The sequence below is a fragment of the Weissella minor genome (assembly GCF_001437425.1).
Taxonomy (GTDB): Bacteria; Bacillota; Bacilli; order Lactobacillales; family Lactobacillaceae; genus Weissella; species Weissella minor.
On the sequence record NZ_JQCD01000024.1, the window covers coordinates 205,111 to 218,393 of the forward strand.

General features: G+C 39.4%; 12 protein-coding genes. 9 read left to right on the top strand and 3 right to left on the bottom strand.

Features of this window, described 5'->3' with window-relative positions; genetic code table 11:
* Window positions 1–12 precede the first annotated feature (12 nt).
* On the top strand, window positions 13–1,791 hold the full coding sequence (locus IV67_RS04485) for an FtsX-like permease family protein (RefSeq protein WP_057787545.1): 1,779 nt from the start codon (window positions 13–15) through the stop codon (window positions 1,789–1,791).
* A 46-nt stretch (window positions 1,792–1,837) separates the two neighbouring features.
* Here the strand turns inward: IV67_RS04485 and IV67_RS04490 are convergent, their stop codons facing one another.
* Window positions 1,838–2,401: a helix-turn-helix domain-containing protein gene (locus IV67_RS04490; RefSeq protein ID WP_057787547.1), complete on the bottom strand. Its 564-nt coding sequence runs from the start codon at window positions 2,399–2,401 to the stop codon at window positions 1,838–1,840.
* 17 nt (window positions 2,402–2,418) lie between these two features.
* A complete protein-coding gene (gene lepA / locus IV67_RS04495) occupies window positions 2,419–4,197 on the bottom strand; it encodes a translation elongation factor 4 (protein ID WP_057787549.1) in 1,779 nt (592 codons plus the stop codon).
* A 151-nt stretch (window positions 4,198–4,348) separates the two neighbouring features.
* Between lepA and IV67_RS04500 the strand changes: the two genes are divergently transcribed.
* Complete coding sequence (locus IV67_RS04500) at window positions 4,349–4,897, top strand: GNAT family N-acetyltransferase (RefSeq protein ID WP_057787551.1); 549 nt, start codon at window positions 4,349–4,351, stop codon at window positions 4,895–4,897.
* Between the two features lie 70 nt (window positions 4,898–4,967).
* Window positions 4,968–5,897 (top strand): glycosyltransferase family 2 protein, encoded by a 930-nt coding sequence (locus IV67_RS04505; protein ID WP_057787553.1) that lies wholly within the window; start codon window positions 4,968–4,970, stop codon window positions 5,895–5,897.
* A 36-nt stretch (window positions 5,898–5,933) separates the two neighbouring features.
* On the opposite strand, the gene IV67_RS04510 is transcribed toward IV67_RS04505, so the two are convergent.
* Window positions 5,934–6,884, bottom strand: a complete 951-nt coding sequence (locus IV67_RS04510) for a sugar-binding transcriptional regulator (protein WP_162261080.1) — start codon at window positions 6,882–6,884, stop codon at window positions 5,934–5,936.
* 252 nt (window positions 6,885–7,136) lie between these two features.
* Between IV67_RS04510 and IV67_RS04515 the strand changes: the two genes are divergently transcribed.
* The 6 genes from IV67_RS04515 to IV67_RS04540 all read left to right on the top strand — a co-directional run.
* Window positions 7,137–8,285 (top strand): NAD(P)-dependent malic enzyme, encoded by a 1,149-nt coding sequence (locus tag IV67_RS04515; RefSeq protein WP_057787557.1) that lies wholly within the window; start codon window positions 7,137–7,139, stop codon window positions 8,283–8,285.
* Between the two features lie 31 nt (window positions 8,286–8,316).
* Window positions 8,317–9,369, top strand: coding sequence for a [citrate (pro-3S)-lyase] ligase (gene citC / locus IV67_RS04520; protein ID WP_057787559.1), 1,053 nt, complete (start codon window positions 8,317–8,319; stop codon window positions 9,367–9,369).
* Window positions 9,359–9,652, top strand: a complete 294-nt coding sequence (gene citD, locus IV67_RS04525; protein WP_057787561.1) for a citrate lyase acyl carrier protein — start codon at window positions 9,359–9,361, stop codon at window positions 9,650–9,652. Before citC ends, citD begins: the two co-directional genes overlap by 11 nt.
* A 2-nt stretch (window positions 9,653–9,654) precedes the next feature.
* Window positions 9,655–10,611: a citrate (pro-3S)-lyase subunit beta gene (citE, locus tag IV67_RS04530; RefSeq protein ID WP_057787563.1), complete on the top strand. Its 957-nt coding sequence runs from the start codon at window positions 9,655–9,657 to the stop codon at window positions 10,609–10,611.
* Window positions 10,601–12,139, top strand: coding sequence for a citrate lyase subunit alpha (gene citF / locus IV67_RS04535; RefSeq protein ID WP_057787565.1), 1,539 nt, complete (start codon window positions 10,601–10,603; stop codon window positions 12,137–12,139). Before citE ends, citF begins: the two co-directional genes overlap by 11 nt.
* Window positions 12,140–12,384: 245 nt before the next feature.
* Window positions 12,385–13,283 (top strand): KxYKxGKxW signal peptide domain-containing protein (locus IV67_RS04540; RefSeq protein WP_201782727.1); only part of this gene is annotated, 899 nt, incomplete at its 3' end.

Sequence of the window (13,283 nt, forward strand, 5' to 3'; positions counted from 1 at the left end):
GGGATTTGTCAGATGTTAAATAAAATAGCATTTAAAGCATTGCGACAAAAATGGCGTGATTATAGTGTGTTGCTGATTGGAACGACCATTGCAGTGGCCATTTTTTACATGTTTACCAATATTGCGATGAATGAAGAACTGTTGCGTAGTTTATCAACAATGACGCAGAAAATGATTGTCTTTGTTTTTGTACTCGGACAAATTTTGCTAGGCGTGATTACTTTTGTCTATCTAAACTTTGCGAATAGTTTTTTGGTTCGACTACGACAAAAAGACTATGGACTATTATCGATGTTGGGGGCTACGAAGCATCAAATTGGGAGTCTATTATTACGAGAAACATTACTGTTAGGTTTGATTTCATCAATTTTAGGTGTGTTTGTGGGAATGGGTATTACCAAGTTGAGTGGACAAGCTTTAATGCAGTCGATTGGCATTAAACTCTCACATTGGAGTGTGGGTACACCTAAAGTAGTGCTTGTGACGATTGGATTTTTCTTACTCATCTTTTTGTTTAATGGGCTTTATAATCGTTGGCGCTTAATGCGCTTAGATACTTTAACCTTACTACAAGCTGATCATGTCGTTAGTGCGAAAAAGGTCAATCCAAAGCGCCAATTGATTTTAGGTTTATTAGGGATTATCTTGCTGGGGACAAGCTATGCGATTATGCCAAAAGTTGTTCAATGGCAAATGATCGGGTTAACGGTTGATTTGATTTTAAATGTTACGGGGACTTATTTATTTGTCGGACAAACTTTAGGCTTAGTGACGTATTGGATTGGTAAGTCAGAGTTTGGTCAAAAAGGATTACGAAACTTCATTAATGGGCAGTTACGTTTTCGATTAGACGAATATAAACGGATTCTAACCATGATTGCTGTATTGTTTGGCCTTGCATTAGGGGCAATTAGTGTGGGACAGGGATATTATGTATCGTTGCCTAAGCAAGCCGTTGAAAACGATGCTTTGACTTTAGCGACTAAGAATCCCAAAACAGACTTTGCTGATTTGAAAGATGTGACTTATCAAGCGCAATTAGATTATGTTGTAAAAGACCAAACAGTTTATTTTAATAAAGATAGTGTAAAAAAGGCGCAAGTGCCAACATTGGTCTATCAGCAAAATGGTCAGCCAGATGCCAAGCCTAAGCAAACAACAGTGGATGTTAATCATCCAGAAGATGCGTATACATTAAGCACACTTGCAAATTATGTCACGGGGGTACCTTTTGGTAGTGACGTGCAGTTAGTTAATCAATTGCCAGCGGGGAAGCAAGAAATCATTAAATTGGTGAAGGTGAAAGATTTACAGGCGAATGAATCCGTCTTGAAGAAAATGGCTGCAAATGAAAAGGCATATATGTCGAATCCGGATGAAATGATACCAGGTGCATATGGTAACTTGATTACCTTGAAGACAATTTTTGGTGGTTTGGAGTTCATGAGTATTTTCTTAGGAATTGCCTTTTTGATTATGCTTGCTTCAACTTTGATGTTTAAAACATTATCGAATGTGAGCTTAGATCGTCGTCGCTATGAAATTTTAGCGATGATTGGGACGACACCACAGCAATTACGTTTAACGGCATTTAAGGATGTGGGCATATTGTTCTTTATTCCAATGTTGATTGGTTTAATGGATGCAACGATGGGGATGCAAATTTTTAAACCAATCATGCCAGATCCATATAGTGGTTTCTCACTAGGTTTGATGCTGGTACTTGGTATTTATGGGGGATATTATATTTTAACGAGTTTAATTTATCAGCGCCTTGTCTTAAAGAAATAAATGGTGCAAAAAAAGCGAAGGCTATTAGCCTTCGCTTTTTTGTTTTTTAAATACGTGTGAAATCAGGTAAGTCAGTGAAATAGCTGACAATATCTGTAATATCGACATATTTGTCTGTATCTTTGTAGAGTAGAATTCGCCAATCGCTAATGTGATTTTCGTTGCGTTCATCAATAAATTGATTCAAGCTACCATCATGATTGAGCAACAAGTAGCCCGCAAAATCCTCAAGGACGTCGGGAAGCTCGGTCGTTACGCGTTCAATGGCATGCGTATCAACATTAAATAGCGTAACAGCAAGCGAACCTAACTCAGGTCGCGTATTGTCAAAATACCATTTCATTGCTGTTAAGTCAGTTAAGGTGATGCCGATATTCATCAAATAATCGACACTTAAGCGAAAATGAATGGGTTCAACTAAATCAGCTTGGCTTTGGTCAACATGAAATTGGTCTGAGTAAAATTCAGATAATTGTTGCCATTGAGCGATTGTGGGCATTTGGTCCCCACGCTCAAAAGCAACAAGCGTTTCAGGACTAATATTTAAAGCGCTGGCAACCGCTTGACCACTTAATTGGAAAAGTTGACGTAATGTAAATAAATTATTCATAGATATCTCCAAGCATATTAATGACGATTCATATCAAGGATGGCATCAAAGACAGATTGTGGTAATTCAACTTGATTCTTTTGTCCTTGACGACGCATTTGTTGCTGCTTCTTTGAAGTTTTACTTGATGAAGCAGCTGCTTTACGTAATGGTGGGATATTTCCACGACTAATAACACGACCTTCGACAACAGCCTGTACGGGCATTTGTTGTAATTTACGAGGGACTAATTCAGTCAATTTTTGAACAATCTCTTGTGCAAATTGATCAACACGTAAACGGTGCATCACGAAAGTTAACGCATCAACTGCTGTATAGTCAATTTGAATGTCCAAACGCACTAAGTCGGATTCATCATAGTCATCACGCTCTGTTGAAAGGGTTGCAAATCCATGTGAAACTGACTTTAATTCATTGAAAAAGTCATAGGCAATTTCTGAAATTGGCATCTTGTAAGTGATTAATAACATATCACCAATGGTTTCCAAATCTTGCAAAACACCACGACGACCTTCTGCTAAGCGCATAATATCATTTAGTTGGTTGTCAGGGGCCGTGATTTTAGCCCGTACATAAGGCTCTTCTACCTTTGTTAATAGATTGTAGTCCGGGAATTGGGTTGGATTTTCAATATAAAGCGGCTTATCTTGGTTTTTAACACTGACACGATAAGTTGAATTTGGCATTGTTGTTAAGACATCTAAACCAAATTCGGCTTGTAAACGTTCACGAATAATTTGTAAATGGAAAATACCTAGGAAACCACCGCGGAATCCCATACCAAGCGCTTCAGATTGTTCAGGTTCATATTGGAAAGCAGCATCGTTTAGGGCTAATTTCTCAATTGCAATCTTTAATTCTTTATATTCGCCATCATGTGGATAGATTCCAGCGTAGACCATCGGTTCAATCGTTTGATAACCAGGGAATGGCGTATCCGTTGGCGCTTTTTTACTGGTAACAGTATCACCAACTTGAATGGCATGTGCATCTTTAATTCCCGTCATGATATACCCAACATCACCGGCTGAAAGGGCAGGCGTTTCCGTTTCAAGTGGGGTGTAGAATCCGATTTCTTTGGGTTGCGCATTGACATTTTGAGCCATGAAATTCAAAGCCATGTCCTTGGTTAATGTTCCATCAAAAATACGGGCTTGGACTAAGACGCCTTGATAAGGGTCGAATTTTGTATCGAAAATAAGTCCCTTCAATGGAGCTTGTGGATCACCGCTTGGTGCTGGCAAACGGTCACGGATGGCTAGCAAAACATCATCAATCCCAATACCGGTTTTGGCTGAAATTTTAAGTGTGTTTTCAGGGGTGAAACGATCGTCTAAGTCAATCAATTCCGCTTGTGTCTTCTCAACGTCTGCCATCTGATTATCGATTTTATTGATAATTGGGATAACCGTTAATTGTGCCTCTTGCGCCAAACGATAGTTAGCAACGGTTTGGGCTTGGACACCTTTGGTAGCATCAACCAAGAGTAGCACGCCATCTGTGGCTGAAAGGCTTCGTGAAACTTCATAGTTAAAATCGACGTGTCCAGGTGTATCAATTAGATTGTATTCGAATTCTTGACCTTCTGGATCGACATAGTAGTTACGAACCGTTCGAGACTTTACAGTTACCCCATGCATCTGTTCAACTGCCAAATCATCAAGTAATTGGTCACTTGATTCACGATTACTAACGGTATTGGTTGTTTCCATGATCCGGTCGGCTAGCGTCGACTTACCATGGTCGATATGGGCAATAATTGCAAAATTACGAATAAATTGTTGTGCTTTTGGCATTTGAACCTTCTTTTGATTTTTGTCTGAATGAGCTGTCATGTAATATATATGAAGAAATTTTACCATTAGTCTCAGGCAAAGGGGAAGCGATTCGTGTATAATTTAATGATAGTATTATAAAATGACCAATTAAAATAATGTGAGGTAAAAAATGATTACTTTTGAACCAATTACAAATGAACAATACTGGGAAAAAATATACCTAGAAGCTTTTCCTGAACGTGAGCGTAGCCCCTTTGCTGATTTAAAAGCATTGGCAGCCGAACGCGAACAATTACGTTTGAATACAATCGTTGCAGATGAACAAGCCATTGGTGTGATGGTATGGGTTGAATTGGGTCAAGATAAAGCATTTATCCTTTATTTTGCCATTGATCAAAGTTTACGTGGTGGCGGATATGGGTCTAAAGTGATTGACGCCTTGAAAAATCGTTTTCAAAACGGCTTTATCTTGGAGGCTGAATTCCAAGAACCAGATGCAGATAATTTAGAACAACGTGAACGTCGTTATGCTTTTTATGAAAAAAATGGTGTGGTAGATTCACAATTTGCTTCTCGGGCATTCGGTGGCATTTATCACTTGATGCGGACAACGACAAGCATTACGGTTGAAGACTATTTGGCAGCCGTACAAGTGTTGAGTGATTATCCGACTGCGGTTGCACCGAAAACGCAAGCGCTCGAAGCTTTGGGTCGTTAAAAGTACATGCAAAGCAACGGCTTATTGTGGATAAATCAGTTTGATAGAATGAAATGGTAGGGAAGTAAGTATGGCAAAGCTATCGATCATCGTACCGGTATTTAATGAAGAAGAAACAGTACCTGTTTTTTACGATGCTTTAGAAGCAGTACATCAAAACCTTTTAGATTATGAGTTTGAATATTGGTTTATCGATGATGGCTCAAGTGATCATACGATGCAAGCCATTCAAAATTTAAGTAATCAAACAGGCGCGGTTCACTATGTTGAATTTTCACGTAATTTTGGTAAAGAAGCAGCTTTATATGCTGGTCTGCAACATGCAACTGGTGATTATATTGTTGTCATGGATGTTGATTTACAAGATCCGCCGGAACTATTACCAGAAATGTTAGCAGGCGTTGTATCCGGAGAATGGGATATGGTGGGAACACGCCGTACTAATCGTACTGGGGAACCACCGATTCGCACTTTTTTTGCAGATCAGTTTTACAAGGTGATTAATAAAATTTCCGATACACATTTGGTAAATGGGGCCCGCGACTATCGTGTGATGACCCGTCAAGTGGTGGATGCGATTTTAAGTATGTCTGAGTATAATCGATTTTCCAAAGGAATTTTTTCATGGGTTGGCTTTAAGCAGAAATACATTGCCTATGAAAACGTTGAACGTGTTTCAGGGACGACATCATGGTCATTATGGTCGCTCTTTAAATACTCGATTGAAGGTATTGTGGCCTTTTCACAAGCACCACTTACAGCAATTGCAGTTTTAGGTGTCTTTTCGTTTATTGCATCAATCATTGGTGCAATTGGAATTTTCGTTCGAGCAATTCTTGTACCAAGCTCAGCAATTGGTGGTTGGCCTTCCATGGTTGTCATTATCTTGTTTATGGGCGGATTACAGTTACTTAGTCTAGGTGTGGTTGGTCGCTATATTGCCGCAATCTATCTAGAGAGTAAAAAACGTCCAATCTATATTGAACGTCAATCAAAGTAAATAAAAAGACGGAAATCAGTCGATTTCCGTCTTTTCTTATTTTTCAGATAAAATACGGCGTGCAATTGATTCAGTTGTTACCAAATCAGTTAGGAATTTACCACGCAATGCGCCTAATGTGGCGCGAGTCTTGAACTTACTTTTAACAATACCAAAGCGACGTGGTGTTGACATAATAGTTTCAACATCAAGACCAAAGACTTTATCATTATCAAGATTCAAGAAGTGACCATTGATATCAAATGGTCGCCCGTAGAGCATACCAGCAATATCATCAGGGTCAATATCTTTTAAAATTTTATCGGTATTTTGCTGCCAAGTAGGGATACTGTTAAGCGAACTTAGCGTTCCTAAAGTTGTGAAAAGTAAATCCATGCGTTTTGCAGCTTGGAAGGCTGGTTGAACAGCAATTTCTTGTGCCATCAAATTACGAACGTCGTCATTTAGAATATATAACGGACCAGTCATTGTAATATATTCAGCTGAAAACTTAGCCGCTGCAAGCTCGACCATGCGCATTGATCCGGCTGCAGATTTGTACTTCATATTTTCACCAATAAATTGGGTGAAAGTGACGTCTTCCAACACGGAAGCAGGGAAGTAGTTAATAATATTAAAAATCGTACCACCCCAGGTTAGGCCAACCGTATTGCTTTGCGCAATCAAGGGCGCCAATTGGTGTGCTGAATAGTTTAGAACGTTCTCAACAGTTTCAGTCGGACTAATATTATCTTTTAAAATGTAGATATGCGGAATATCGAATGCTTTTTGAAATTCTTTTTCTAATTCTAGGTTACGAGGATTAGGGGCTGCAATGTTAATAGAAACAATCCCTTCACGACGAGCATCATCTAAATATTTATTAACAAGATAACGACTTAAACTATATTTTTCTGACAATTCTGCAAGTGATAGTTGTGAAAGGTAATAATCTTGCGAAAGATTCGCAAGCAATTCATGGTGGTTAATTTCGCTTGACATAAGCAGGCTCCTTTATTTATAAGTGTCTTAAGCGTAACACAATTTTTAAAAAGTAGATGGATAGTTTTTAAAAATTAAAAAATAAATCCGGTTTACATACACAAATGTTATTTAAAAAATTTAAAAACGTTCACATTGTTTTTGAAAAATTTCCAAATTATTCTTTACATTTTTAAAAAATAGACTTAGAATTAAAGATGTTAAGAAAGTTATTAAGCAGAGATAACTTTGAATGAATTAGTGAGAGGTGTAACAAACATGGTAGACATGGATAAGGTGTTAGCTCTTCATGAAAAGCACACAGGTGTACTTGATATTAAGGGTGACTTTGATGTTAAGACACGTAGTGATTTAAGTGAGGCTTATACACCGGGAGTTGCCGGATTAGCTAAGTTGATTGAGTCAGATCCTTCAGCTAAAGCTAAGTACACAATGAGCGGTAAGCTAGTTGGAATTATTAGTGATGGAACAGCAGTATTAGGATTGGGAAATGTTGGTGAAGATGCAAGTTTACCAATTATTGAAGGAAAAGCACTTCTATATAAGGAATTTGCCGACGTTAATGCTGTGCCATTAGCAATCGCACAAAAGCCTGTGGATGAAGTGGTCGAAACCATTAAAAACTTGTCATCTTCATTTGCAGGTATTCACTTAGAAGATATTGCAGCACCACGCTGTTTTGAAATTGAAGATAAATTGAAAGAAGAACTTGATATTCCGGTTTATCATGATGATCAAGAAGGAACAGCAATCGTTGTTTTGGCAGGGTTAATTAACGCTGCTAAAGTCGTCAATAAACCTTTGTCAGAATTGAAGGTTGTCTTGAATGGTGTTGGTGCATCAGGTTATGCAACAGGTAAGTTGTTAGCTGAAGCAGGGATTAAGCACATTACATTGGTTGATATTCATGGCGTTGTGCGTTCTGACGATGATTCATACAATCATTATCAGCGTCAATTGGCAACTTTAGTTGAACAAAGTGATGGACAAACACTCGATGACGTGATTGATAATCAAGATGTATTCATTGGCCTTTCAGATGCCAATGTTTTGTCACAAGCTCAAGTTGAGCGTATGGCCGAAAATCCAATTGTATTTGCATTAGCAAATCCAATTCCTGAAATTGATCCTGATGCAGCTCACGCTGGTGGTGCTAAAGTTGTTGCAACTGGGTCATCACAATGGCCTAACCAAGTTAACAATATTTTGGCCTTTCCAGGGTTGTTTAAAGGTTTGTTAAGTACGACAATTAAGAGTGTAGATGCACAATTGCAAGCAGTCATTGCTCACGCGCTCGCAGAAATGATTGAAACTCCGGACGAAACACATGTTGTTCCCGGTGTTTTCGATGATGGCGTAGTAGATGCTGTTTCAAAATCAATTGAAGCATTCGCTGAAAAGGATTAATTTATATTTCATATATTAGGAGACTGATGTCATGAGCGAACAAATTCAAGATATCCATCTTAGAAATCGGATGCAACGAAAGCAATGGCAAGATTTCTTGGTTGATCGAGGAATCGAAGTATTTGCTGATCAAGAGATTGATGTGATTGATGACACAATTGGTCTATTTGATGAAAATGGACAATTAGTTGGAACGGGATCTATTGCTGGGGATGTCATTAAATATATTGCCGTTTGCAATCAAGGTGCTGAAGCTGGATCACGATTTAATACGGTGGTTTCAGAATTGGTTAGTCGATTGGCACAACAGGGTGTGTTTCATATCATGGTTTTCACAAAACCACAATATACGACAAGTTTTGAACATGTTGGCTTTACGAAATTAGCTGATTCTGATCAAGGGGTTTTGCTGGAAAAAGGTGATCCAAATATTCAAAAGTATTTGGCGGCCATTCCTAAGAAGGATCCCGATGAAAAAATTGCTGGGATTGTGATGAATGCAAACCCATTTACTTTAGGACACCGTTACTTAGTTGAAACGGCGGCCAAGGAAAATGACTGGGTTTACGTGTTTGTCGTTAATCAAGATGCCTCATTATTTAAAACTGAGGAACGTGTCGCTTTAGTTCAAGCTGGGACTAAAGATTTAGAAAATGTCATCGTTGTGAATGGTGGTAGTTACATGGTTAGCTATGCAACTTTTCCGGCTTATTTCATTTCAAGTCCCGACGCAGTAGTAGATTATCAAACAACATTAGATGCGCGCTTATTTAAGTATTGGATTGCCGAGGATTTGCACATACAAACCCGTTATCTAGGTAGTGAACCTTATTCGCATACGACTGATTTGTACAACCAAGCTTTGCAGCGGGAATTACCGCCAGAAGTCGCTGTTAAAATTATTCCTCGTAAAGAATTAGGTTCAGGAGATGCTATTTCAGCAACATCGGTTCGTCAAGCTTTGTCTGATGGTGACATCAACAAAATTGAAAATCGCGTACCGATAACAACGTATCAATTTATTGTTTCACACCAGGAAGAGTTGGAAGCACGTATTCAGAAAGGAAACGAAAATGGAGATTAAGAAGACGGCCTTGGCCGGAACATTGGAATCATCTGATGTACAAGTGATGCTTAGTCAAGGAACTAATGGGATTCAATTTGATTTGGACTCAGATGTTGCAAAGCAATATGGAACTGCCATTAAGGCAACTGTTACTTCAGTTTTGAACGCATATGGAATTGACAATGCGGATGTCAAGATTGTTGATAAAGGGGCTTTGGATATGGTCATTAAAGCACGTACAATTGCTGCTGTGCAACGTGCCTTAGACATTGTTGACGAACCAAATTGGGAGGTACTATAAACATGGCTAATGAAGAACGCTTACGCCGTACAATGATGTTTGTACCTGGAAATAACCCAGCGATGGTGAAGGATGCTGGAATTTTCGGTGCAGACTCAATTATGTTTGATTTGGAAGATGCTGTTTCACTTCCTGAAAAGGATGCTGCACGTTATCTTGTCTATGAAGCATTGCAAACAGTCGACTACGGAGATGCAGAATTAGTTGTTCGTATTAATGGATTGGACACACCTTTCTATAAGAATGATATTCGCGCCATGGTTAAAGCTGGAATCGATGTTATCCGTTTACCTAAGGTTGAAACTGCTGATATGATGACTGAATTGGTTGGATTAGTAGAAGAAGCTGAAGCAGAATTTGGTCGTGAAAAGGGTTCAACCCGTGTTATGGCCGCTATTGAATCTGCTATGGGTGTTGTTAATGCTTATGCGATTGCTTCATCAACTGATCGTATGATGGGAATCGCCTTATCAGCTGAAGATTACACAACTGATATGAAGACACACCGTTACCCAGATGGTGCTGAACTAGAATACGCACGTAATGCAATTTTGCATGCTGCCCGTGCTGCTGGCGTTTCAGCATTCGATACTGTGTTCACCAACATGGATGATCCTGAAGGATTCTATCGTGAAACTCAGTACATTCACCAACTTGGATTCGATGGAAAGTCATTGGTTAACCCACGTCAAATCGAAATGGTTAACGCTGTCTTTGAACCAACTGAAAAAGAAGTTTTGAATGCACAAAACGTGATTGCTGCCATTGAAGAAGCTCGTGCTAAGGGATCTGGTGTTATCTCAATGAATGGACAAATGGTTGACCGTCCAGTTGTTTTGCGTGCAGAACGTGTTATGCGCTTAGCTAAGGCATCACACTTGCTTGATGCTGCTGGAGATTACATCTCAAATGTTAAAGCTGCGAACTCACAAGAAGGGGGAAAGCAAAGTGAAAAATAGTGTAAATCGTGAATTGCCAGACGCAATTATGAAAGACTTAGATTATAAGCCATTCGAAAGTGTTGATTTTGGTCAACCTGAAATCCAACGGCATGCACCTAAGGTTCGTGCAACAACAGGAACTGATAAGGTTGTGGACTCATTGGAAAAGGTTGTTACTGAGAACCTTGAAGATGGTATGACAATTTCATTCCACCACCATTTCCGTGAGGGTGATTATGTCTTTAACATGGTTATGTGTATTATTATTGACCATGGTTACAAGAATTTGACTTTGGCACCATCATCATTGACAAATACAATGAATGATATCGTGATTGAAGCGATTGAAAAGGGTGTCGTTACAAACATTACGTCATCAGGTATGCGTGGAACTTTGGGGGATGCTGTATCTCATGGTGCCCTTGAAAATCCTGTTATCTTCCGTTCACACGGTGGCCGTGCCCGTGCCATTGAAAGTGGCGAAATCAACATTGATATTGCCTTCTTAGGGGTACCAAATGCTGACGAAATGGGTAATGCCAATGGTATGAATGGTGAAACTGCTTTCGGTTCATTAGGTTATGCTTTGATGGATGCGCGTTATGCTGACAAGGTTGTTTTGATTACTGACAATTTGGTTGAATATCCAAACACACCAGCATCAATTGAACAAACACAAGTTGACTATGTTGTTAAGGTAGATAAGGTTGGAGATCCTGATAAGATTGGTTCAGGAGCTACACGTTTCACTAAGGACCCTAAGGAATTAAAGATTGCCAAGACTGTTAATGATGTTATTGTTAACTCTCCATACTTTAAAGATGGCTTCTCATTCCAAACTGGTTCTGGTGGGGCAGCCTTAGCTGTTACACGTTTCTTACGTCAATCAATGATTGATAATGGTATTACTGCCTCATTTGCTTTGGGTGGTATTACAAAGCCAACGATTGATTTGTTGGAAGAAGGACTTGTAAAGCGTGTCATGGACGTGCAAGACTTCGATAAGGGTGCTGCACATTCAATGAAGCTAAATCCTGCTCAACAAGAAATTAGTGCAACTTGGTATGCGGATCCTGCTAACAAGGGTGCGATGGTTGATAAGCTTGACGTTGTTATTCTTTCAGCTCTAGAAATTGACACTGACTTTAACGTTAATGTTATGACTGGTTCTGACGGTGTTATCCGTGGAGCCGTTGGTGGACACCAAGATGCTGCCACAGCAAAGTTGACCATTATTTCTGCACCACTTGTTCGTGGACGTATTGCAACAATTGTTCCTGCAGTTACAACAAATGTAACACCAGGAGCTTCAGTGGACGTATTAGTTACTGAAGCTGGTATTGCGATTAACCCAAATCGTAAGGACTTGTTAGAGACTTTGAAGTCTGTTCCAGGTGTGCCTGTTTATACAATCGATGAATTGCAACAAATGGCTGAAAAGAAGGTTGGAAAGCCTGAGCCACTTGAATTCACTGATCGTACTGTGGCAATGGTTGAATACCGTGATGGTACAATCATCGACACAATTAATGAAGTAAAAGATTAATGAATAAAAATTAAACGCTAACATGTGGAGTAATATCTGCGCATGTTAGCGTTTTTTTGTCGATTACATGTCATGTAAAAGATTTGTGAGACATTTGGATAACGAATTTTTATATTTTGTATTTTTGAATTGACCCACTTAAATGGTTGCGGTAGTATTAATGATGTTAAGAAAAAATAAAGAAATTTAATAAAATTAAACAATTGAGTAGAAAAATAGGTTTAAATCTGGTTCGGAGGCAATTCATGGCACGTATTAAAATGTATAAAAGTGGAAAATTTTGGGTAAGTTCGGCGGTAACTACGTTGAGTGCAACTGCGGCTTTGTTAGGTGGTGCAAGTGCTGGAATTGCACATGCTGATACAACAGATAAAGAAGCACAAGCAACAACGGCAGGGGACGATAACAGTAACGGTACTGAAGATCAAGCTGCAGATGTACAGGCTCAAATTGAGAGTAAATTAGCAGAAAACCCAACTAATTTAGGTGAGACAACTAATGTGAATGATGTCACAACTGTTGCATCAGAACAAGCGCAAGTGGCTGAAACAGAAGATGCATCAACGGAAACGTCAGAAGTAGAAGCACCAAAGGCTGAAGCAGAAGATGCATCAACAGAAACATCAGAAGTAGAGGCACCAAAGGCTGAAACAGAAGATGCATCAACTGAAGCAGAAGACGCATCAACAGAGACATCAGAAGTAGAAGCACCAAAGGCTGAAGCAGAAGATGCAACAACAGAAACAGCAGAAGTAGAAGCACCAAAGGCTGAAGCAGAAGAGGCATCAACAGAAACATCAGAAGTAGAGGCACCAAAGGCTGAAGCAGAAGATGCATCAACTGAAGCATCAGAAGTAGAAGCACCAAAGGCTGAAGCAGAAGATGCATCAGAAGTAGAAGCACCAAAGGCTGAAGCACAAGATGCTACAGAGTCAGAGACGAAGCAAGCTGATAAGGTTGAAGACAAGCAGGAAGCATCAAAGCCAGAAGCTAAAGAATCAGAAGTAGAGCCAGAGACGAAGCAAGCTGACAAGGTTGAAGACAAGCAAGAAGCATCAAAGCCAGAAGCTAAAGAAGCAGAAGTAGACCCAGAGACGAAGCAAGCTGACAAGGTTGAAGACAAGCAAGAAGCATCAAAGCCAGA

Bases quoted from the DNA above. Each gene is read 5' to 3' on its own strand.
- IV67_RS04485 (WP_057787545.1), top strand. From the start codon at position 13: ATGTTAAATAAAATAGCATTTAAAGCATTGCGACAAAAATGGCGTGAT.
- IV67_RS04490 (WP_057787547.1), bottom strand. From the start codon at position 2,401: ATGAATAATTTATTTACATTACGTCAACTTTTCCAATTAAGTGGTCAA.
- lepA (WP_057787549.1), bottom strand. From the start codon at position 4,197: ATGCCAAAAGCACAACAATTTATTCGTAATTTTGCAATTATTGCCCAT.
- IV67_RS04500 (WP_057787551.1), top strand. From the start codon at position 4,349: ATGATTACTTTTGAACCAATTACAAATGAACAATACTGGGAAAAAATA.
- IV67_RS04505 (WP_057787553.1), top strand. From the start codon at position 4,968: ATGGCAAAGCTATCGATCATCGTACCGGTATTTAATGAAGAAGAAACA.
- IV67_RS04515 (WP_057787557.1), top strand. From the start codon at position 7,137: ATGGTAGACATGGATAAGGTGTTAGCTCTTCATGAAAAGCACACAGGT.
- citC (WP_057787559.1), top strand. From the start codon at position 8,317: ATGAGCGAACAAATTCAAGATATCCATCTTAGAAATCGGATGCAACGA.
- citD (WP_057787561.1), top strand. From the start codon at position 9,359: ATGGAGATTAAGAAGACGGCCTTGGCCGGAACATTGGAATCATCTGAT.
- citE (WP_057787563.1), top strand. From the start codon at position 9,655: ATGGCTAATGAAGAACGCTTACGCCGTACAATGATGTTTGTACCTGGA.